The organism is Paraburkholderia sp. GAS348 (assembly GCF_050434205.1).
Classification (GTDB): Bacteria; Pseudomonadota; Gammaproteobacteria; order Burkholderiales; family Burkholderiaceae; genus Paraburkholderia.
Genome location: NZ_JBNPVT010000003.1, coordinates 466511 through 489528, shown reverse-complemented (window position 1 = coordinate 489528; position 23018 = coordinate 466511). Strand labels below are relative to the sequence as shown.

Sequence of the window (23018 nt, the reverse complement as noted above, 5' to 3'; positions counted from 1 at the left end):
GCTTGACTACCTGGACTCTGCCGCGATACCGGAAACGCGGCAGCGCGATCAATCATCATTTCCAGTTCCGCAAGCGCGCTAGCCGAAGTCCCCTCTCCGCGCTCGCAGACCGTCACCATGAAGGCCGAGTTCGCGGCGTTCAGGCGCTTTCCTTCCCGGTCGCCCTCAGCGCCGCCAGCCGCGGGAACAGCTTCAGCGCATTATCGGCCAGGACCGCCCGGCTTTCGTCGCTGTTCAGCCCCGCGCCTGTCTCGACCTCATGGCGGCAAGCGACGGCTAGATCTCGGCGAAGATACGGATAGTCGGAGCCGAAAAGCACCTGGTCCATGCCGACTACAGAACGAAGCATCTGCAGGACAGCTGGCTGCCACGACACCGCCGTGTCCCAATAGAGCCTGCGAAGCGTGTCCGCAGCGGTCCCGCGCTCTTCACCACCGGGGATCACACTCATCTCGTCGACGACTGAAAAACGTGCTGCCAGATAGGGAATCGTGCCGCCGGCGTGAGAAATAATGTACTTCACGTTCGGGGTGCGTGCGAAGGTATTGCCATAGTGGAGTTGCGCCACCGCTCGCGTCGTGTCAGCAGTGAAATCGATCAGCGTATCCGGCAGTCCAAGGCTGCGGGCGGCGGCGTCTGGGGACGACGTTGGGTGCACGAAGACGACAGCGCCGCGCCTTTCCAACTCGTCGAACAGCGGACGGAATCGCGTATCGCCGAGATAAATGCCGCGCGCATTGGAAAAAAGGACGACACCATCCAGCTTAAGAACGTCCAGAGCATATTCCAACTCGCGCAACGCACCGTCGACATCGGGCAACGGCAGTGCCGCGTATCCGCCGAAGCGGTCGGGACGCTCCTGGATCAACTCTGCCGACAGTTCGTTCACGCGGCGGGCAAGATCGCGGGCGGCGGCATCATCGCCCATATGGACGCCTGGCGTGCTGATGGATGTAATCGCAACGTCGATCCCGGCGTCATCCATGAACGATAGCGTGGACTCCTTCGACCAGGGCGCGGGCACGATGCCGCCGACGGGGCTGTGCGCGTCGTTCGTTGCGCGCCAGAAGACGTCGGGAAGGAAGTGGTGGTGAACGTCGATAGTGAGGGACATGGTCATATTCCTGCGTTAATGGACAGCCTTGATCAGTTCGGCGGCGCGGCCGCCAATCATGAAGGCCGGCGCATTGGTCCGACCCGAAATGATCGACGGCAGTTCAGAACTCGCTATCGGCGCCTATGCCGCGCAAGTGGCATAGGCCCGACCAGTCCCTGCGCAATACTATACATATGGAAAGTATAGAGTCAAGGTATGTCGTAACACAGGAATTAGCGACGCATGGTCAGAAGGCGCAGGGCCGCCGCCTCGGCGACCGGCCCAGGCCTACTGTGCAGCGGTATCGAGCGGCCACGCACCATTTAGAACAGGTGGCGAATACCCACCATCGCGCCGGTTTGATCCACGCCGGGCAACGGCGTCGAAGCGGGCGGGACCACACCACCGTCAATCGAGAACGCTGCGTTGCGCTGATTGAACACACGCCCTGCATTGACGTACACCGAGGTGGCCTTGGAGAAAAAGTACATCGCGCGCGCTGCGATCACGGAGCCCCCTGCGGCGTGGCCGCTCACGGTGATATGGCCGAACTGTGCGTCAAGAGCAATATCCGGAAGGGGAAGATAGGAGCCACCGACCCACCAGTAGTTGCTGGTCGCATCGAAAATGGCCGGCGTCTGCACGCCGTGATTGATCCGATGAAGGAATCCCGCGCCCAAGGTCGAGTTGCCAAACTTCACGTAGCCATCGATGACGGCGCGCGTATCGGTTTGCGAGCTATGCGGCAGGGGCGAGCCGGTGCCGCCCCCTCCATAGTTGCGATCGACGGCCGCCGCTACGCCCCATTTCCCCGCGTCATATTTCACCATGCCAGACATTGCCTTGCACGCTCGCCAGTCGGTCGGCGACTGGCCGGCGCACCCTCCGGCCGGCGCACTATCCACCGCGTCGCGTCCGAGCGAATATGTCACGGCCACGGTCAGGCCCGATGAGGTGAAGGTGTAGGCGATCGCATTGTCAACGCGCGGCTGGGTCAAGTAGGGGTCCAGATCGGCAGCGGCAAAGATATTCGGCGCCAGCGTGTCGCCCGTTAATACCGCCCAAAAGATTTGCGAATATTGACGGCCGAGGGTCAAGGTCCCCCACCGCCCGGAAAGCCCGACATAGGCCTGCCTGCCAAACAGACGCCCCCCTTGATTCAGCGTCCCCTGTGCTGGCGCAAAGCCCGACTCCAATACAAAAATCGCCTTCAGACCACCACCCAGATCCTCTTTGCCACGGAGACCCCACAGTGATGGCAGCGACGCCGTGAGAGAGGGCATGTGCACTGAACTGGATTTTTGAGGACCGACGTTTGTCACATATTCAACGCCGGTGTCGATGACCCCATATAGCGTGACAGAGCTCTGCGCATGCGATGCGCTCGACGCAAACGCCGCAAGAAACGAGAACGCCCACCCAAACACCTGGCGCCATGAATGGCCACCTCTGGCCCGATTCAACTGTGAACTCATTTGTCTGCCTCCAATTCTGGTTCAATTTAATAAGTTATACTGATCTCCGTAACTCACGCTCTGCCCGGACGTATAGGCGAGGCCTTCGTCATCGGTTAGGTACAAGGTCACGCGGTGCTTCCGGGTGAAGCACCCAACAAGGCGACGGCACACCTGCGCCGTCGCGCGTCGGGCCTGCAACGTAGGGCCGATCGAATATCGATTCGATTCAGCCCGGCTCGATCAGCGGCGGCTGATCGAATCCGATGCGCGGTTCATGTTGCTAAGGCCGGTCACCTTCGCGCGCAGAGCCACATATGGGGAAGTCGCGCGCCCGGCCAGGCAGTGGGAAGATAGGCACGCAGATCGTGCTGCGGGCCGCCCGGCACGTTGTCAATAATGGGTGAGTCCACATAGCGATAGCCCAGCTCTGCGCCGATCATTTCATTCGACTTGCGCTGCTCCACGTTCGCCACTTCGGCAAGGTGAGCGCGAGCAGCCGCCCCAGAGGGCGTATCGTCTCCGATCTCCGGGCGCACCTCGGCCAACCAGGCGCGGTATCCCAGCGACGCGTCAAGGTCGATCGCAAGCGTCAGTCCTACCGGTCCGGCTCCGACAATGATGACTTGAGTATCCAAACCCGATCTCCTGTTTCTATTTCTTGTCTACCAGACGCAGCTTCAAGGCTGTGTCATATTCAACTCGCCCCCGATCGGGGGCGAGCACACATCAGACGAGACTTTCGAGAACTTTGGCCGGCACCATAGGCAGATCGCGCATGCGGGCACCGCTTGCATGGGCCACCGCGTTCGCTAGCGCGGCGGCCGTCGGGCCGAGCGAACATTCGCCTGCGCCCAGGGAAGCCGCATCCGGAATGTCCAGCAGCACCACGTCGATCGGGGGCACCTCGGCGAAGCTCAGGATTGGGTAGTCCTGCCAACCACGCGTAGTGATTTCGGTGTGATTGAACATGACGCGCTCCTTGAGCGCCCAGCTCAATGCCTGGACGATGCCACCCTCGATCTGATTCTTCACACCGTCAGGATTGATCACGCGACCCACGTCGATCGCCGCATTTACCTTTGTCACACTGACCAATCCCGTGGAGCGGTCAACGTGCACCTCGACGACGATCGCCGCGTACGCCCCAATGTTTTTGTAACGGGCATACGCGAAGCCGCGCCCGCGCTGCCCGTCGCCCTTCAACCCGGCCTGCCATCCGGACTGGCCTGCCGCCTCCCGCACCACGGCAATCGCACGCGGATCACTGAGGTGCGCGAGGCGAAACGCGACCGGATCGGCATTTGCCGCGAGCGCCAACTCGTCCATGAACGACTCGATCGCAAATACGTTTCCGTAAGCGCCCAACGTGCGGAGCGAACTCGTGCGAATCGGCGAGTCCAGCAGCAGATGGTTCGTCACTCGCTTGCGCGCCAGATCGTAGAGCGGCACTGCATTGCGGTCGCCATTGCCGTATGGCTGTGGAATCGGTACGGGCGCCGACGGCTGAAAGGGCTTGGCGAGGTGCCACGCGGCCAGCAGATTCACCCCACCGGGTTGGCCCGGCCGCATTGCGTGCGAATTGCTCCATACCTCATAGTTCCAGTCGACAATGCGGCCTTCCCTGGAAAGGCCTGCCTTGACCCGCATCACCATGGCTGGACTGATTGGCGCCCATGCGAATTCGTCATCGCGCATCCATTGAAGCTTGACCGGCCGCCCCGCCACCTCACGAGCAAGCAGCGCCGCGTCCAGCGCCACATCGTCAGCACCATTGTGGCCGTAGCAACCCGAACCCGGCACGTGCACCACGTCGACCGCGTTCATGGGCATTTCAAGCACCGTAGCGAGATTGCCGCGCAGCGGAAACGCGCCCTGCGTATGAGACCAGACGGTCATGTGCCCGTCCTTGAGCAGCGCAACGGAACACGACGGCCCAATTGACGCGTGGGAAAGGTAGGGGCGAGAGTAAGTAGCGTCCAGTTGCGTCGCGCTATCGGGCGCGGGCGTATTCTGTCCCGATTCGCCAACCACGGCATCTTCGCTTCGCCAGCGTTGCAATGCCGGCTGGAGATGGTCCACGTCCGGCAACGCGACATAATCCGCACTCCACTGCGCCGCCTCCTGCAACGCACGGCGCGCGGCTATCGCCTGCTCTTCGCGCTCGGCGACAACACCGAGGAAGTTGCCATTGCGAACAATGGCAACTACACCCGCGAGCGCCCTGACCGATGCATCGTCGAGCGAAACCAGCTGCGCGCCATACCTCGGAGGCCGCACGACGCGGCCGAAAAGCATGCCCGGCAGACGCATATCCTGAACGAATGCCGCACCACCGGTGAACTTTGCCGGCAAGTCTATGCGCGGCACTGACTTGCCGACCAGCTTGTATTCCGACGGACGCTTCGGCGTGGCGTCCGCGGTCACCTCGCGCGCGAGAAGCTCGCGTTCGTCCCTCACGATCTCCGCGTAGGTCATGCGGCGGCCGTCGGCGGTCAGAATCACCCCGTTCTCGACGCGAAGATCTGCCGCCGAAGCGTTGAATCGCTGGCCTGCCACGCCAAGCAGGACCGCCCTCGCCTGGGCCGCGGCAGCGCGCAACGCCGCCCCGCCTTGCTCGACCGACTGGCTGCCGAAGGTATAGGTCTCGTTCGGGCTGCGAGCCGTATCCGCGGAAATCATGCGCACCCTAGCCAAATCCACATCGAGTTCGTCCGCGGCGATCTGTAAGAGCGCGGTGAGAATACCCTGCCCCAGCTCAGCCTTTCCCGTGAAGATCGTGACCGTGCCCTGGTCGTCGACTCGAATCCAACCGTCAAGCCTGCGATTGGCGCGAAGATCAACCGGGAGCCCCGGTTCGGCCCGCGCAAACTCTGAAAATGGCGCCAGCGAGAACGTCGCAACCACCGCCCCGGCCAGCTTGCCGAACGCGCGTCGAGAAAGTCTTAAGGTGTTCATCCGCGCAACTCCGCCGCTGCGCGCTGAATCGCACGGACGATTCGGTTGTGCGCGCCACACCGGCATTTCTGGCCGGCCAACTCGCGCCGTATGGCCGCCGGGTCCGGATCGGGGATTCGTTCCAGCAGCGCTTTTGCGGCCATCAGCATCCCGCTCGAGCAATAGCCGCACTGTGCGGCCTGCTCAGCGAGGAAGGCCCTCTGTAACGCATGAAGCCGTTCGCCATGGCCCAGGCCTTCGACAGTAGTCACCTGAGCCGCGCCTACCGCACCGACCGGAAAAACACATGAGGGCGTCGCATCGTTGCCGACCATGACCGTGCATGCACCACACTGCGCCTCGCCGCAACCGAACTTTGGACCGTTCAACTGGAGATCGTTGCGCAGCACGTAGAGCAGTGGGGTATTAGCTGCCACCGTCAGAAAGTGTCGCTTGCCATTCACCGCGATCGAAATGCCCATGTCATCTCCCTTGAATTCTCATCCCTGATGCATTTTTTGTGGATCAAAAACCCGACGCCGAAACTTTTATCGCGAATACTATTTTTATATTGGCAATACTAATTTAATGATCGAGATATTCTCGCAAGTTCGAGCTTGCCCCGCTAACACTCGACGCAATCGATCCGATTTCGCGCCGAAACACGGCTGAGGAAAACAAGCATCAGACACGATGCCAGTGCGGGCACCGCGGCCGCGACAAACAGCGCGGTGTTCGACCACTGCAGTTTGATCAATTGCCCGGCAACTACAGGACCGATAATTGAACCCGCCCGGCCAATTCCCAGACTCCAGCCCACCCCGGTGGCCCGCAGCGAGGTTGGATAGAGCGTCGCGGTCAACGCGTTGACCGCCGGCTGCCCGCCTACAATGCAGATGCCGCTTATCAGCACGACGGCATAGCGCAATCCTGTTGAGAGATCAGGCAGACCGACGGATGCAACCGAAAACGTCGCCACCAGAAAGCTGAGCGCCAGAACACGATAGAAACCGAAGCGGTCCATCAATGGGCCCAACAGCAGCGCACCCGCAGTACCGCCGATCTGCAATGAGGTACCGATGAGCACAGCCGTCGACACCTCGTGGCCAACTCGCAAGGAAAGCATCGGAAGCCAGTTCGACAGGAAAAAGAGATCAAGCAGGTTCGCGAAGTTGATACCCCAGAGCAACAGCGTCATCGTGCCGCGGCCATGGCGAAAGAGCTCGCCAACTGAGGTTTTCGCTTGCGGCTGCCCGTGAACGGCAAAGCGGGTCGCCGGACCGACCTGGACGTTCGGCGCGATTCGCGCGAGCCACCGAGCAACCCTTTCCGGGCTGCGCTGCCTGATCACCAGCAACTGGAGCGATTCTGGCAGATACCTGGCCATCGCGACGGCAATGACCAGCGGTAATATGCCCCCAACGAGGAACACCGACCTCCAGCCCATCGACGGGAGCAGGGTCGCGCAGAGGATCCCTCCAGCGATTGCCCCACCCGTGAAGCCACACGAGACCCATGTCATCAGCGACGCCCGATGTTTCTGCGGACTGTACTCGCTGACCAGCGCGATAGCGTTACCCATCACGCCACCGATACCGAAACCGGTCAAGAAACGAATGACAAGAAACTCCGGCACACTCTGAACCAGGGTGGTACCGAGCATGCATAGGCCATAGAAGACGGTCGCGCCGATCAGCACCGGCCGGCGCCCCGCGCGATCGGCCATGGCGCCGAGAACGATCGAGCCCACGAGCATCCCCAGCAAGCCGGCGCCGAAAATGGGGCCGAGCTCGGCCGCGCTGATGCCCCACGCCCGGACAATCGCAGGTGCGACAAAACCCATTGTCTGCACGTCGAACCCATCCATCACCACCGAACACCCGATCATTACCATGATCCATTTCTGAAAGGTGCTCAACGGCTGGCCATCGATCAGCGCGCCAATGTCGACGATCGAAGCAGGCGCCTCTTCCACTCGCTGCGCAGTATCAGGAGTCACTATTCACCTCGCTCCGTTTGAGCATGAAATCATCTGCCAATGGGTCATTTCTGTCTTCTCAACATTGCCGCCGGGTGACGCGAATCCTTGCCCGTATCCGGCGAGCCCGGCACAGCACCTTGCTAGAACGGATAAGCCGGAAGATCATCGCGGCTTGTCACCCACTGCCATTCCGTGAACTGGTCCGCGTTGGTCAGGGTGCTGTAGTTATGCCCGTTGCCGGACAAACCCAGACCGCCCATCGGGCCAAACACCTCGTGATTGACCGTCTGGTCATTGATATGGACGATGCCGGCGTGCAGTCGGTCCGCGATCCGCTGGGCTCGCCGCAAATCGGAGGAAGCCACTGCCGCAACCAGGCCATACCGGGTCTGATTGGCGAGCGTTACCGCTTCGTCATCGTTCTTGAACACGGTCACTGCGGCGACGGGACCGAAGATCTCTTCCTCGAACGCAGGCATTCCCGGCGAGACGTCCACCATGACGGTCGGTTTAAAGAACAGCCCGTCGCGGGACCCACCGGCGAGAATCTTCGCACCTTGGCCTACAGAGTCCGCTACGATGCGATCGACGTTTGCGGCCTGCCGTTCATTGATGATGGGGCCCAGGTGAACATTGTCCTTGAAGGGATCTCCCACCGTCAGCGCCCTGGCTCGCCTGACGAGGCTTTCAATGTAGGCGTCGGCAATGCTTTCGTGAACCAGATGCCGGCCCACGGCCATGCAGATTTGACCCTGATGCAAAAACGATCCCCATGCCCCGGCGCTCGCCGCGGCTTCGACATCGACGTCGCTAAGTACGACGTAGGGATTCTTGCCACCGAGTTCGAGGTTCGCTCGCTTGAGCAGGCCGCCCGCTACTGCGCCGATCGCTTGCCCAACCCGCGTGGATCCCGTGAAGCTGATCATGTTGACAAACGGATCCCGCACCAGGGCGTCACCCGTTTCCGCGCCACCGGGAAGGACATGCAACAGCCCCTCGGGCAGCCCCGCAGCCTCGAACAGCCGCGCATACAGGACGCCGCCGCTGACCGGCGATTGAGGATCGGGCTTGAGCAGCACGGCGTTGCCAGTTGCGAGCGCAGGCGCGATGGCTCGTGCGGCCAGGATGAAGGGGGAATTCCACGGCGTAATGACGCCGACCACGCCCAGGGGAATCCGGCGCGCAACGCTATGCCGCCCCTTCACGTCGCTGCTCGTAATCACGCCCGATGGCCGGCTGCCCAACGCGGCACCTTCGAGGATCTCCCGAATCGCCATCTGTACCTCCATCTGCCCCTTCTGCCGTATCGACCCGGTCTCGCGGACAATCTGAAGTGCAATCTCGTCACGATGAACATGCAGCAAACGAACGACCTCACGCAGAATATCCCCACGCTGAGGACCTGGTCTCGCGGCCCAGGCAGACTGCGCCTCTTTCGCGATAGCGGCGGCGGCGGACACGTCGGCGGCGGACGCACAGCCGATCGATCCCATTTCCGCGCCGGTAGCCTTCTCGGTCACCGGGATCGTACCCGCGCCGCCAGGTTTCCATCCGCCACTATAGATTTTGTTATGCCACACGTTTGCTGGCGCCAATTCTGTCACCGACATCCTGTTTCTCCTGTTTCCCGAATCATTCAAGACCGAACAGACGCCGTGCGTTTTCCCGTCCAATCTTCACGCGATCGGTTTCGCTGATCGAGCACGTGTCGAACCACTGTGACGCCTCGTCATGCGTTTCGAACGGGTAGTCGACCGAATACATGATCCGGTCACTGCCAACCTCCAGCATCGCGGACTGAAGCGTCTGCGTTCTGAAATTCCCGCTCGTCGTGAGGTAGACGTTCTCCTGGAGATATTCGCCCACGCTGCGCTTGCACGGCAGCCCTCGTGGCGCCTTTTTGAGAATGTGGTCGATGCGCCAGACGTTGTACGGAATGCCCTCGCCGAGATGGCCAAGAATCATCTGCAACCCGGGATTGCGGTCGAACAGACCGGACGTCATCAGTCTCAGCGCGTGAATACTCGTTTCCACCGCGAACGCCCAGGTCGCCGCGGTCAGCCACGGAAAACCGTCGTAAATCGGTTCACGCGATGGCAGCGGATCCCGCGGATGCATATAGAAAGGCTTGCCGAGGCCCGCTGCGCTCGCCCAGAAATCGGCGAACTGCGGAGCGTCGTAGTACACGACATTTTCCGCATCGCCCACCTGGGAAAAGCCATTCACCATGAAGCCATGGAAACCGAGATCCTTTACGCTGCGCTCGAGTTCACGTGCCGCTGCTTCGGGGTCCTGCATTGGCAACGCGGCGAATCCGCCCAGGCGAGACGGATGACGGGCAACGTGTTCAGCGAGGACATCATTGGCCCGCCTCGCGACTTCAATCGCCTGTTTGGCGTCCGGGATACCCTGGATGCCGGGTGAGTTGAGCGACAGGATCGAATACTCCGTTCCGCCCTGCTCCATGCGCTCGAGTCGCTGCTGCTCAATGTCCATCAGATTGGACTTCAGCATTTCCCAAACAGCACCAGGCGCATAAATTTTCGACTGCTCAATGGTGAGGTCTATCGCAAAGTGCTCTTCAAGCGCAATCTTGTTTCTCATTGATCTGCTCCAATTCAACGCGTCGCAACCTCATCTGTGAAAAGGACGATGAGGGGCATCACATGGGTTTGTCCCGCCCGGCGAGATATTTGATTTTTCAACTATATGTGCCGAACTTTACTTGATTTTTCAAGTACGTATACCCCATGTAAACCCTGGGCCAGTTCGCCTCTTTCCAGAATCGTCAACTGTCTCGAGAGTCGAGAACCGGTGAGACGCGAGCGGAGCTCGACTGGCAGACGGTCGATCGGGGTTGTCCCGGCGGTAAAGGGAGAAGGATTTGCGCCCCCCATCGTTGCGGCCACGAAACGCCATGAGTCGGTGGCCCCTTCAGGTTTCACCGCAGGAGATGGTCGGACGCTTCGCTCGATGGTGCTCAAGTTGTGCGAGAACGCTGGCGCTATCGCACCGCACAGGTTAAGTCGGGTGACGTATTATTTGATTATTCAATTACTGGGGCGCAAGGTATAATTGAATTATCAAACATATTGGCTCACGTAAACCCTCAATCCCGGCGACGATCGTGAACACTCCAAAGCGACCAGAAGAACTGGAAAAGGCGATTCCCTTCCTGATGGCACGTGCCACCAGCCGAATGGGAAACGCGTTCTCGAAGGCACTTAAACCGTTTGGCCTGAACCTCAGCGAGTGGCGAGTCTGTGCCTCGCTTCTGTATGTTCCGGGTCAGACTTTGTCTGAACTGTCTGTCCATGCATCATCGGATATTTCGGCGCTCTCCAGAATCATCGATCGTCTCGAGGGGCAGGAGTTGGTGCGACGGGAGAGGAGTGAGACAGATGGACGGTCGATCAGGGTCGTTCTAACGGAAAGGGGAGAAGAGCTTGCTCTGCGCATCGTCCCTGTCGCAAAGCGCCATGAGTCGGTGGTTCTCTCAGGCTTCGCCGCAGGCGACGTCAAGGTGTTGCGCTCCATGTTGCTCAGGTTGTACGAAAACTCAGGCGCGCTTGACGATCTGCCTTAACCTCGCTCCAGTGGTCGGTTTTTTTGCGCGGAGTCAACGGTTCCAGTTGACGCATCCCACGGCGGCCGCGACGACCTCGATTGGATTTGCCACGTTCGCTGGACCATTAGCGGGCCTGGTTTGTCTGCGAAGTGCGTGCGCTGAAGGCAATCTTCGGCACGGTGTTCCAGCGAGCTTCCAGATCCTGTTTCTTGACATGCTCGCTCAATGCATCCGCAAACACGCGAATTTTCGCAGGCTGGTTCCGCCGGCTCTGATATGCGAGGTTGATCGTCAGAGGCGGCAACTCCCAGTCGCTCAATAGCGGTATCAGCCGGCCTGCAACGATATCCTCATGCACGATGTACAGCGGCTGAATGACGATCCCCAGCCCGGCGCGCCCTGCGGCGCAAATGACCTGCCCTTCGTTTGACTCCAGCGCCGCACTGATCGGAATGTTGCGTCGTTCCCGGCCCCGCTTCAATTGCAACAGATGTGGGTTCGCCGCGTAGCTATAGACGAGCAAGTTATGCTGTGCGATGTCTTCGGGCGTCTCCGGCACGCCGTGCTGCGCCAGATAGGCAGGCGACGCGGCCAGCACGCGGCGCGTATGCGCGAGCCGCCGCACAGTAATGCCCGAGTCGCCCTCGTGCTCACGCGTGCGGATCGCGACATCGATGCCCGCCTCGATGAAATTCGGGTAACGGTTCGCCGCCGTTATCTGGACAACGAGTTCAGGGTAGCGTTGATTGAATTCCGGCAGCCACGGTGCGATGTGCAACATCGCGAACGATATCGAGCTTGTCACACGCAACACGCCCCTTGGCCTCTGGGCCATGTCGCTGACTGCGATATCCGCTTCGGCAAGGTCAGCAAGGATCGACACGCAGCGACGTTGATACTCGCGCCCTGCATCCGTTAGCCATAGTCGGCGCGTGGTCCGCTCGACGAGGCGCGCTCCCAACCGGTCTTCCAGCGCGCTCAACATGCGGCTCGCCGCGGCGTTTGAAATGCCAAGCCGCTCCGCCGCCTGGGACAGGCTGCCGAGGTCTGCCGTCAGCACGAAGAACTCCATTTGCGTGTAGCGATCCATGTGACGACTTTTCCGCTTACTGGAAATATGTTTTTACTATAGCTCATATTTCTCCTCGAAGAACGCCGTTACAGTAGGAAGAGACCCCATCCAAGGGCTGAGGTCAGCAACGTGGATTTCAAGGAAAGACCATGCGCAATATCAACGAAGACACCATCACCCAGGCGGTGCTCGCGGCGATGACCGGCTGTACCAACGACAGGCTGCGCACCGTGATGACGAGCCTTGTCCAGCATTTGCATTCGTTCGCAAGAGACGTGAAACTGACCGAGAATGAATGGCTGTACGCAATTAACTTTCTCACCGACGTTGGTCATATCACTGATCAAAAACGTCAGGAGTTCGTACTTCTGTCGGATACGCTCGGTTTGTCGATGCTGGTTACGACACAGAACAACCGCAAGCCGGCCGAATGCACGGAAGCAACCGTTCTTGGTCCCTTCTTTGTTTCAGGCGCCCCCGAATACGCGAACGGAGACGATATTTCCAACGGTGCGGCAGGCCTCCCCTGTTTTGTTACCGGCAGCGTTCGGGGTCTTTCGGGAGAACCTGTCGCCGGGGCAGCGATCGAAGTCTGGCAATCCGATGAAGACGGGTACTACGACGTGCAGTACGGGGACCCTCTGGAAGAAAAGGTAGAGTATCAAGCCCGTGGTCGTTTGCAGACGCTGCCTGACGGGCTCTTTCATTTCCGCTCGATTCTCGCCGAGGCCTATCCCATTCCGCACGACGGACCGGTTGGCAGAATGCTTGATGCGCTCGGACGCCATCCGTGGCGCCCGGCCCACCTGCACTTCTGGATCAAGGCGCCAGGGTACGAACCTTTGATTACACACGTGTTCCGGAATGGGGACAAGTATCTCGACTCGGACGCCGTGTTCGGCGTGCGCTCAACGTTGATCGTCGACTGGGTCGAGCATCCGCCGGGTATCGCACCGGACGGCACTGCGATGGAGACCCGGTTTTACACGCTCGACTATGACTTCGTTCTTAACCCTTCGGAGCAGGGAGCATGAGCGCGCATATCGATACGCAGCACGTGCCAGAGAACGGGCACACCGAAGAAGGGACCCACGATGTCAACATCTGAATTCGTCTATAACGGGCGCGCTACACGCGTCGTCTTTGGGAGCGGCTCACGCACCCACATCGAACGTGAATTGCACACGCTGCACGTACGGCGCGCTCTGGTTCTCTGTAGTCAGGAGCAGCGCACACTGGGTGTAGCGGTTGCCGACCAGTTAGGTTCGCTCGCAGCGGGTGTGTTTGATCGCGCTGCCATGCACGTGCCGGTTGAGCTGGTCACGGAAGTGCGCACGCTTGCCGCATCGCTGAATGCCGACTGCGTCATCGCCGTGGGCGGCGGCTCCGCAATTGGCCTCGCGAAGGGTCTTGCCCTTGAGACGAGCCTGCCCATTCTCGCCGTGCCGACCACCTACGCTGGCAGTGAAATGACGCCCATATTCGGGTTGACCGAATCAGGCCTGAAACGGACTGGCACTGATTTGCGCGTATTGCCCAAAACGGTAGTCTACGATCCAGACCTGACCCTGACCCTGCCAGTAAGCCTGTCAGTGACAAGCGGCATCAATGCAATCGCACACGCGGCAGAAGGTCTGTATTCGCGTGATGCAAATCCTCTTACCAGCCTGATGGCCGAAGAGGGCATCGCGGCGCTTGCGCGCAGCTTACCCAAAATCGTCGCACAGCCCAACGACCCATCTGCGCGCGCCGATGCGCTCTATGGCGCCTGGCTTTGCGGCACAGTGCTCGGAAGCGTCGGTATGGCGTTGCATCACAAGCTATGCCATACGCTCGGCGGCAGTTTCAATCTGCCGCACGCACCCACCCACACCATTGTGCTGCCACACGCATTGGCGTACAACGCCGACGCTGTGCCCGACGCGGTGCGACGGATCGCGCGGGCGATCGGACACGACAATGCCGCGCAAGGTCTATACGAACTCGCGCGCGCAAACGGTGCGCCCGTCGCACTGAAGGAAATCGGCATGCTCGAGGAACAACTCGACCAGGCCGCCGACATTGCGTGCAACAACGCTTACTGGAATCCGCGTCCGCTAGAACGCGGCGCGATTCGCGCATTGTTGCAGCGGGCATTCGACGGTAGCGCGCCAAATGATGGCTTGTAAAGCGAGTTCCGGTTTGCGTGTCACTCTATCAAAAGTGCATTTACAGCGCTCATACAAAGTACTGTCGACACAATCGATAATTATGGAGCAGACCCTGGTTTAAAATCGGTAGATTATTTAATTTTATGCTACTGTGACTCATTGATATTCGTTTCAAAATGTCGCAGCGTATTCGCAAATGGCGTCACGAGCACTCCCTGATGAAAGAATCGCCCGGGCGCGTCGCCCGGCGAAACTGAAGCGTACTGAGCAGCAACGTGCGCAGGAAACTCGTTCGGCCATTTTAAATGCGGCGCTTACCGAGTTTTCATCAAAGGGTTTCGAGGCCACGAGTATTCGCAGCATTGCAGAACGAATCGGGAAGCAGCATCCGCTCATTACCTATCACTTTCGTTCCAAAGAAATTCTGTGGCAGGCGGTGGCCGAATATGTATTCGAACGTGTCCAGCAAGAACGCGATGCAAGTCTACTCAGTTTTGGCCCAGCTAGTGCAGTCGATCGGCTCAAGCTGGCGTATAGGGCGCTGTTTCGCTTCACTGTAGACTTTCCCGAATTTCACCGCTTCGTCCTTCAGGAATCGCTAGGTTACAGCTCGCGGCTGCAATGGCTCGCGGATATCATCTTGAAACCACTGCTCGATTGGCTGCTGCCGCAAATCCGCGCGGTCCAGGAGGAGCACGCGGTACCCAACGTCGACCCGATTGTTTTCCACTACATGTTGATTAGTCTGACGTCGACCCTGTCGGGCTTCGCTCCGGAAATTTCGGTGACCAGTAATCTATCACCGTCCGATCCGGCGCTGGCTAAAGAATATTGGTGCACCGTGGAGCAGCTCGTGTTTGGCGCATCTGCATCACGTTAGGCGATCCCCGTTGGCACACCAGGTACCAAGCTCAGTTGCGTGCCTTGCGCGCTGTCAGTGCCTTACCCGCGCGCGCGCCATTCTCCCTGTCCATTTCCTGACTCACCCAATCGCCAATCGAAACGATGGCGTCCAGGTCAATTCCCGTTTCAATCCCGAGACCGTCCAGCAGGTAGAGCAGATCTTCTGTCGCAACATTGCCGGTGGCGCCTTTGGCATAGGGGCAACCGCCCAGTCCGCCAACGGATGCGTGGAACATCGACATTCCGACCTGAAGCGCGCCGACGATATTGGCCAATGCCTGCCCATAAGTGTCATGAAAGTGGCCGGCGAGACACTCCAATGGAAACTCTCTGGCAGCCGCCTCAACAACCCGCTGAACATGGTGTACCGTGCCCACCCCAATCGTATCGGCAATGTCGATTTCGTCACACCCCAGATCGCGAAAGCGCCTGACCATATCGACGACGGCATCAACGCTCACCGGCCCCTGATACGGACATCCGAAGGAGCATGAAACGCTGGCGCGCAATCGCAATCCCGCTGCTTTCGCCATACGTGCCACCGGGGAAAAGCGTTCGAGGGATTCCGTGACAGAACAATTGATGTTGCGCATCGAAAATGCTTCGCTCGCCGCCCCGAAAATGACGACCTCGTCGACCTTGCTCTCAAGCGCGGCCTCAAGCCCTCTCATGTTGGGTGTCAGTGCGGCATACGAGACGCCCGCTTCGCGATCGATCCCAGCCAGGACTGCCGCGCCGTCGGCCATTTGCGGAATCCATTTTGGCGACACGAAGGAAGCCGCTTCGATTCGTCGTACGCCGGCACCAACGAGCCGATTGACCAGTTCAATCTTGGTGTCGGTTGGTATGAACTTGCTTTCCGCCTGCAGACCGTCCCTGGGGCCGACCTCAACAACGCGTACGTGCCGTGGAAGACCACTAACCGTGCCGGCGCTCAAAGGCTCCTGTTGATTCATTTTGGACTCCATTTCGTGGCAAGGAGCAACACCCGCGACATGGGGCACGATTGCGACACCGCAGAAGCAGCTCCGTGAAAGAATGAGACCGCATGCCTGCCACTAGCAGGACCGACGGTGCTCGAATTGTGTATACGTCTCGCCGTGGATTGGTCATCACACGAATCCAGGCGAGACGCTCGCCTTCAGCATTTACCTCGAAAGCACCTGCGCCAATACCCGGCGAAGCTCCGCTGCCGGATCATTCGGCAACGTGAGGCTACGCCACGCCACATGATGGTCGGGGCGGGTCAATACGCAACCACTGTCGCTGATTTCGCGCACGCGAGCCCAGTCGCCAGTGTGGTCCGCATAGGGCTGCCGCGGACCAATAACGTGTACGTCGACCTTCAACCCCAGCTCCTCGCCAACTCTTGAGGCAGCTTCAACCCATGCTTCGCCTCCAAGCCCGGTGAACAGCACGAATCGCCCATGTCCCGCGAGGTCAAGCGTGGAGTGCGGCCGTCCACGGGAGTCGGAAATCCAGGCATGCGGCAGACGCGCACCGGGCCATGTCGTGGCGTGGTAATACAGCTCACGGTCACGCGTGAACGTCGGTTCGGCTTGCCCGTCGGTCACCGCAGCGCTCGATTGATAGCGCTGATTCATCTCCACGCCATGGGCGTCCAGTTCATATCGCTTGAACGCCAACGCTTCCCGAATGGCTTCCCGCTGCTTTTCCGCCGCCTCCGTGCTCGCGCTTCGAGCATGCATATTCGCTTGCAAGACTTCCGCGTCGTTCGATTTGTCGATGCCAAGCGCGCTATAGAGCGGGGCGAATTCGGCAATCGATTGGTTCGCGCGGGTGACGACCTGCCTGGCGATCGGCGCACGCTCAGCCGTATAGGTATCCAGAAGCGCTTCGCCTGCGTGACCCTTGATGACTGCTGCAAGCTTCCACGCGAGGTTAAATGCGTCCTGAATCGATGTGTTGGAGCCCAATCCGCCGGAAGGTGGGTGTCGGTGAGTCGCATCGCCCATGCAGAACACTCTCCCCGCCTGCATGCGGGTTGCGTACATGTTGTTCACTGTCCAGGTATTCGCGCCCAACAGTTCGATTTCGAGATCCGGCTTGCCCACCAGTTGGCGTGCGATCGTGGTGGCCTTTGCCTCGTCCACAACCGGAGCAGGCTCATTGATGTCATAACCCCAAACAATCAACCACTCGTGCCAAGGCCGAACCATCCGGATCAGGCCCATTCCGATACCGCCCACTTCCGCGCCCGGTTGCATGATCGGGTACAACACTGCAGGGCGGTGCGCAACGAATTCAGACAGGTCCGCGCGGAACCAGATGTTCATCGACCCCCGCACACCCATCTGCCCTTCGAAAGGCAGAGCCGCGTCCTTTGCGACCTTGGAATTTCCTCCGTCTGCGCCGATCAGGTATTTTGATCTGACCGTGAATTCCTCCCCCGACAAGCGATCGCGACACAGCGTGATCACACCGTCTCCGGTCTGCGTATGACTCAGATATTCCGTGCTCATCCGCGCCTCAGTACCGCGTGCGCAGGCCGTCTTGAACAGCAGCGGCTCCATGAACGTCTGCGGCAAATCGTTCATCTTTGTCGGACTCGACAATTGACGTTCCGCTCGTGACAGCGGATGCAGTCCCCAACTGGGCACCCTGCCAATCTCCTCACCGGTCAGACTTTCGCAGAAAACCGTCCCGCCCATCAGATCCTGATCGGTCGCGTGCAGGTAAGCCTCCTGCTCCACTTGCTGGCCGAGGTCGCGCAGGACTTCCATAGTGCGCAGGTTTGTGATGTGCGCTCGGGGCGTGTTGGCCAACCAACGATATTGGTTGATGACCAGGTTATCGATACCGTACGTCGAAAGCAGCGCGGCAGAGGCGGAGCCGGCTGGCCCCGTCCCGACGATGAGTACATCCGTGGTTATTTCATACATTCGACACCTCCATTTTTCAAACTTTCGCACCCCGCCGCGCCCATATATTTCGGATACCTAATCCATAGCGAGTTTACGAGTCTCGATTTTTGCGAACCTGCTCGGTTTTCGCGAACCTGTCAGGCGGTCTTGTGCTCGGTCAGATTAAGATAGCGGATCATTTCCTCACGCATTGCGAACTTCTGTACTTTTCCGGTAACAGTCATCGGCAATTCGCTCACGAAGCGAATATATTTAGGCACCTTATAGTGAGCGATCTGCCCTCGGCAAAAGTCTTTGATGTCCTCCTCGGTGGAACCCTCACCTTGCCGAAGCACGACCCAGGCACACAACTCCTCGCCGTTCTTTTCGTCCGGCACGCCAAACACCTGCACGTTCTGTATCTTTGGATGCCTGAAGAGGTATTCCTCAACTTCGCGGGGATAGATGTTCTCTCCCCCTCGAATCACCATGTCCTTCAGCCTACCGACGATATTGCAATAGCCATCGGCGTCGATCGTTGCGAGATCGCCTGTATGCATCCATCCGTCAACGATGCTTTCGCGCGTTTTCGTTTCGTCTTCCCAGTACCCCAGCATCACAGAGTATCCTCTTGTACAGAGTTCCCCGGTTTCACCGACAGGTACAGTATTGCCATCGAAATCAACGATCTTGACCTCGAGATGAGGTTGAATCCGCCCGACTGTTGTGGTGCGCTTATCTAGCGGATCCATGGTTGCACTCTGAAACGACACGGGGCTGGTCTCTGTCATTCCATACGCAATGGTGACCTCCCGCATATGCATTTTGGCCACAACCTGATTCATTGTTTCGATAGGACAAGGCGATCCCGCCATGATGCCGGTCCTGAGACTGCTCAGGTCGAACGATGAAAAGTCCGGATGCCCAAGCTCAGCGATAAACATGGTCGGCACCCCGTGAAGCGCGGTACAACGCTCTTCCGAGACTGCCGCGAGAGTCGCACCTGCGTCGAATCCTTCGCCCGGGAAGACCATCTGCGCGCCAACCGACACGCACGCAAGTACGCCGAGCACCATTCCGAAACAATGGTATAGCGGGACAGGAATACAAAGTGAGTCGGCTTCGGACAGCTTCATCGCCATAGCGACAAAACGCGCGTTGTTGACGATGTTCCGATGTGTCAGCGTTGCACCCTTCGGGCTACCGGTGGTGCCACTCGTGAACTGGACATTGATCGGGTCGTAGGGCGAAAGTGTTTGCTCGATTTTATCGATTGCCTCACGCCCTTTGTCTCGAAGAATCTCCTCTCCGTGCTGCATCACCGCGTGGAATGACATGACGCCCGACACGCGCCAATCACCCATGGAAATCACCGCACGAAGGTCGGGCAGGCGTGCGGCCCTCAACTCGTCCGGGTTCTGCGACGCCAGTTCAGGCGCTATGTCGAGCAACATCGAAATGTAGTTCGACGTTTTGAAACTCTCGGCAGTGACGAGCGCTTTACATCCTACTTTCCGCAGCGCGTACTCGAGTTCCGCTACGCGATAGGCAGGGTTGATGTTGACCAATACAGCGCCGATGCGTGCCGTCGCAAACTGCGTGAGCAACCATTCGAACCGGTTCGGAGACCAGATGCCGACCCGATCCCCCGTTCCTATTCCCAATGACAGGAAACCTGCGGCGAGTTGATCGACATGATCGTCAAATTTCCTCCATGTCCACCGCACCTGTTGCTCGCGGAATACCACGGCTTGCTGATCAGGCAACCGGCGTGCTGTTTCCCTTAAAAACTGGCCGACTGTAGACTCGCTCAACGGAACGTCCGTCGAACCCCTTACGTAGGCAACGCCATCGGCAGGCGCATCGAGCGTAAGGGAACCGGGTAAAGTATGCATGAAACCATCCTCCAATCGTTGCTACACGTTTCTAACCAGGAGTCCGTGGAACCGAGGCTATGTCGTGTTTGCAATGCCGCCGGACTTTACCGAACGCTGCACGGCAAAGACGCGTAGGTCGATTTCACGGTCAGGATTGCTGATCATTGTTACGATTTCGTAACTTGATGACTGGGAAACGTTAGCCTATTTCCCGTGAAAGACCATCTCCGCTGGCTCCTGGTCGACGTCGAATGCCTTGGCCGAGTTGATGAAACCCCGCGTGGCGTCCTCGGTGTTGTATAAGTCCATGCAAACATCCAGCATGGCGGCATCCGCACCATTGACGCCACCGCTTGACCACACCTTGAGCAGTGTGCGGGTAGCTGCGTACGACAGCGTGGGGCCGTCGGAAAGCCGCGTAACCAGCTCCGCAGCAACACGTTCGAGCGCATCCGGTTCAGCCACGTACGTCGCAATCCCGAGCTCTCCGGCCACGCTGCCGGGAATCGGTTCGCCCAGCATCGCGAAGCGGGACGCGTTGCTACGCCCTACTCGCTCGGCCAACCGCTGCAGCGCTCCCGCAATAGGAAGCATCGCCGTCGTTACCTCGACGCATCGGAACACCGCGTCGGTCGCCGCCACAATGAAGTCACAGTTCAATGCGAGTTCGAAGCCACCGCCGAAAGCCAGGCCCTGCACCACCGCTACCGTCGGGACGCGAAGCGCTTCGATTGCACGATACGAACTGTTGATTTCCGCGACGAATGTGCGGAACCAGTTCAGATCCTTATCTGGCCATTCGCGAACTTCTCCACCGAGACTGAAGTTCGGCCCCTCTGCCCGGATCACCAGCACCCGAATGTCGCTTTCGCTAGCTTCGTGAACCGCCTCCCGGAGACACTGTGCAAACCGCGTATCGAGCCGGTTGTAGGGCGGATTCGCCAGGACGATATTCCCAACTTTCCCGTCGCGTTCAAAACGTATGCTTTTCATCGTCTAACCTCGTTTTTCAGTCAAAGTCACCACGCGTCCATGACGCCCCGCTGGAATTCGCAATGCAGGATTACTGTCCATTCAAGGGAATGATTGGAAGCAGCAAATGTGAGGGGCGATCCGCGTCCCGGTAAATCTTGTGAGTGACCGTATTGCTGCTGGTAACGTGATACGGAATGTACTCGACGTCGGTCATCGCGCCCGTTCCCGTAGGCACGTCGAGACTACATATCTCGATACAGATTCGATGTCCGGCCTTAAACTGGTTTGCCGTCGCGAGCACCTGGATTTCATATTTGACGATCTCGCCTGGTGTGACCGGCTCGATCGAACCTTTCGTCAATTTGTGGAACGGTTCCGCAGGCGTAGATCGGTCAGGATCCGTTGCGCGATATGACGCTTTCAACCAGCCGCGGGTAAGTTCACGCTCCGGCAACGTCTCCGCAACCGTCCGTTCGCCGACGCGTGCGGTAACGACCGATACGTCCGGACCCACGTCCTTGAGGACGACGATCCAGTTCGTGTCTGGCTGGTCAATCTCTGCGTAAAGCGTCAGCGAAATCGGCCCCGCTACCAATACGTCTTGCGCAAGCGGATCGGTCATGTAGCGCAGGCGCTCAACCCTGGATGTCTTTTTGAGCGGCATTTGCGTGAAGACATCCGGCTCCCGATGTGCATTGCCGACCTCCGCCGAAGGCCGAGGGGCGTCTGTAGAAAGCTGCTCCCAGCCTGCGAGGTAGTACTTCGCCCATTGCGTTTCAGGCAACGGCCAGTCACTACCTGTTCGCCATTCGTTGGCGCCCATGACCCAGTAGCGGACCGGGGGCTCATCCATGATGCCCGTATCGATACCCTTCAACCAATAGTCGTACCAGCGAATGACCTCGTCGTGGTATTGATGGAATGGCCGTTCCAGATGCGCGGGACCCGTAAAGATCAGCTTACGCGGCTGTTTGACATTCTTGAAGTAATGCTGGGCGCCAAGCCAGTGCAATTTGTAGGTGTAGGCATAGGCGCCGGAACCCGTATAGAACGGCACCTTGATCGACTTGAAGACTTCTTCGGCTCGCTCAACTGTCCCGTCCGGCTCCCACGGGTTCGTCATGATGTGGTACATCACCCCCGTTCTCTGCCCCTTCTGCGTCAGGATGTTGTACAGGTTGATGTACATCTTGTAGTCGGGATTGCGCATGGCTGCGCGCCAGAGCTCCTCCTGCGCATCGGGTAACGTACCCGGCACACCGCGCGGCTCGTGCACAGTACTGAAAACGTCGAGCAAGTAAGGGAATGTGTGGACGACACCACCAGGATTGAAGTCCCGAAACCCGAACATACCGCCGTACGCACTACAAGCGTCGTACGGAAAGATCGCCTTGAGCGCGGGGTGGCCTTGCGCCGCCGCACGCCATTGTTCACCGGCAAAGCCCGAGATACCCACCATCCCGACCTTGCCGTCTGACCACGGCTGCTGCGTGATCCATTCGATCATGTCGTAATGGTCGGTATTCTCCTCGCCATAGTGGCCTTCCGACTTGGCTGAGCCGCGCGGTTGCGCAATAACGTGTATATAACCATTCGCAAGAAAGCGGCGCGTGTCCCCTGCTTCGATAGGTCCGAACCAGAGCGGAGCATGCGCGGGCTGCGGGGGCAAGACATCCGCAATATCCGGACCTTGAAGATCCTTGTTGTGCAGAGCCGAAGCGTACAGTACGGGATACTTACCATCCGCATCCGGCCGATAGACGTCTACCGCAAGACGGGTGCCGTCCCGCATCGTTACGATAACGTCGCGTTGCTCAATCATCTCTCCTCCTGTTTCGTTGGCACGTATGGCCTCGACAGACAGCCGTGTCCGGTCTGAAAATATTCCTTACCTGCCGACATGCGCTTTCGTGTTCGCTCTTTGGGAAAGTCGCACGATCAAGCAGGTTCCGCAATTCACTATACTTCACGTTCGTAAAGTATGCAAGACGAACTACGTGCCTCTTCAAGTCCAAAGAGCATCTTCGTCTGCAATTTTGTAAAGCTTGGTGGACTGAATGCCCGTACACCTAACGTGCGAGCAACCGGGCAGCATTTTCCCGTTCAGGAGATCCGCGTTGTTGGACCGCGACTCTCCTGGG

18 protein-coding genes are annotated in these 23018 nt (G+C 59.1%); 4 read left to right on the top strand and 14 right to left on the bottom strand.

The features are described from left to right. Nucleotides 1-139 precede the first annotated feature (139 nt). From P3T22_RS07660 to P3T22_RS07625, 8 genes are all read right to left on the bottom strand, one after another. Nucleotides 140-1114, bottom strand: a complete 975-nt coding sequence (locus P3T22_RS07660; RefSeq protein ID WP_158515342.1) for an amidohydrolase family protein — start codon at nt 1112-1114, stop codon at nt 140-142. Nucleotides 1115-1419: 305 nt separating this feature from the next. Further along, nucleotides 1420-2571: a porin gene (locus P3T22_RS07655; RefSeq protein ID WP_429324659.1), complete on the bottom strand. Its 1152-nt coding sequence runs from the start codon at nt 2569-2571 to the stop codon at nt 1420-1422. 272 nt (nt 2572-2843) lie between these two features. Next, the gene (locus P3T22_RS07650; protein ID WP_429324658.1) at nt 2844-3188 is read right to left on the bottom strand and encodes a hypothetical protein; all 345 of its coding nucleotides are present in this window, start codon (nt 3186-3188) and stop codon (nt 2844-2846) included. 91 nt (nt 3189-3279) lie between these two features. Continuing rightward, complete coding sequence (locus P3T22_RS07645; RefSeq protein ID WP_429324657.1) at nt 3280-5508, bottom strand: molybdopterin cofactor-binding domain-containing protein; 2229 nt, start codon at nt 5506-5508, stop codon at nt 3280-3282. Further along, nucleotides 5505-5969: a (2Fe-2S)-binding protein gene (locus tag P3T22_RS07640; RefSeq protein WP_063499475.1), complete on the bottom strand. Its 465-nt coding sequence runs from the start codon at nt 5967-5969 to the stop codon at nt 5505-5507. The genes P3T22_RS07645 and P3T22_RS07640 overlap by 4 nt, the downstream gene beginning before the upstream one ends. Nucleotides 5970-6112: 143 nt before the next feature. Continuing rightward, the gene (locus P3T22_RS07635) at nt 6113-7486 is read right to left on the bottom strand and encodes an MFS transporter (protein WP_063499476.1); all 1374 of its coding nucleotides are present in this window, start codon (nt 7484-7486) and stop codon (nt 6113-6115) included. 122 nt (nt 7487-7608) lie between these two features. Then, a complete protein-coding gene (locus P3T22_RS07630; RefSeq protein WP_429324656.1) occupies nt 7609-9078 on the bottom strand; it encodes an aldehyde dehydrogenase family protein in 1470 nt (489 codons plus the stop codon). Between the two features lie 22 nt (nt 9079-9100). Beyond that, nucleotides 9101-10072, bottom strand: coding sequence for an amidohydrolase family protein (locus P3T22_RS07625; protein ID WP_429324655.1), 972 nt, complete (start codon nt 10070-10072; stop codon nt 9101-9103). A gap of 523 nt (nt 10073-10595) precedes the next feature. Here P3T22_RS07625 and P3T22_RS07620 point away from each other — a divergent pair. Beyond that, the gene (locus P3T22_RS07620; RefSeq protein ID WP_335341202.1) at nt 10596-11054 is read left to right on the top strand and encodes a MarR family winged helix-turn-helix transcriptional regulator; all 459 of its coding nucleotides are present in this window, start codon (nt 10596-10598) and stop codon (nt 11052-11054) included. A gap of 106 nt (nt 11055-11160) precedes the next feature. Here the strand turns inward: P3T22_RS07620 and P3T22_RS07615 are convergent, their stop codons facing one another. Beyond that, nucleotides 11161-12126: a LysR family transcriptional regulator gene (locus tag P3T22_RS07615; protein ID WP_429324654.1), complete on the bottom strand. Its 966-nt coding sequence runs from the start codon at nt 12124-12126 to the stop codon at nt 11161-11163. 131 nt (nt 12127-12257) lie between these two features. Here P3T22_RS07615 and P3T22_RS07610 point away from each other — a divergent pair, with 131 nt between their 5' ends. From P3T22_RS07610 to P3T22_RS07600, 3 genes are all read left to right on the top strand, one after another. Then, nucleotides 12258-13142: an intradiol ring-cleavage dioxygenase gene (locus tag P3T22_RS07610; protein WP_063499480.1), complete on the top strand. Its 885-nt coding sequence runs from the start codon at nt 12258-12260 to the stop codon at nt 13140-13142. Between the two features lie 60 nt (nt 13143-13202). Beyond that, nucleotides 13203-14276 carry a maleylacetate reductase gene (locus P3T22_RS07605; protein ID WP_063499481.1) on the top strand — a complete coding sequence of 358 codons (1074 nt, stop codon included), beginning with the start codon at nt 13203-13205 and terminating at the stop codon, nt 14274-14276. A 178-nt stretch (nt 14277-14454) separates the two neighbouring features. Continuing rightward, nucleotides 14455-15138, top strand: coding sequence for a TetR/AcrR family transcriptional regulator (locus P3T22_RS07600; protein ID WP_429324653.1), 684 nt, complete (start codon nt 14455-14457; stop codon nt 15136-15138). Nucleotides 15139-15169: 31 nt separating this feature from the next. Here the strand turns inward: P3T22_RS07600 and P3T22_RS07595 are convergent, their stop codons facing one another. From P3T22_RS07595 to P3T22_RS07575, 5 genes are all read right to left on the bottom strand, one after another. Further along, the gene (locus P3T22_RS07595; RefSeq protein ID WP_429324652.1) at nt 15170-16117 is read right to left on the bottom strand and encodes a hydroxymethylglutaryl-CoA lyase; all 948 of its coding nucleotides are present in this window, start codon (nt 16115-16117) and stop codon (nt 15170-15172) included. Between the two features lie 192 nt (nt 16118-16309). Then, a complete protein-coding gene (locus P3T22_RS07590) occupies nt 16310-18064 on the bottom strand; it encodes an FAD-dependent oxidoreductase (RefSeq protein ID WP_063499484.1) in 1755 nt (584 codons plus the stop codon). Between the two features lie 119 nt (nt 18065-18183). Further along, entirely contained in the window at nt 18184-19920 is a 1737-nt protein-coding gene (locus tag P3T22_RS07585) for an AMP-binding protein (protein ID WP_063499485.1), read from the bottom strand. A 186-nt stretch (nt 19921-20106) separates the two neighbouring features. Further along, complete coding sequence (locus tag P3T22_RS07580; protein WP_429324651.1) at nt 20107-20895, bottom strand: enoyl-CoA hydratase/isomerase family protein; 789 nt, start codon at nt 20893-20895, stop codon at nt 20107-20109. A gap of 70 nt (nt 20896-20965) precedes the next feature. Continuing rightward, a complete protein-coding gene (locus tag P3T22_RS07575) occupies nt 20966-22699 on the bottom strand; it encodes a CocE/NonD family hydrolase (RefSeq protein WP_429324650.1) in 1734 nt (577 codons plus the stop codon). Between the last annotated feature and the right edge of the window lie 319 nt (nt 22700-23018).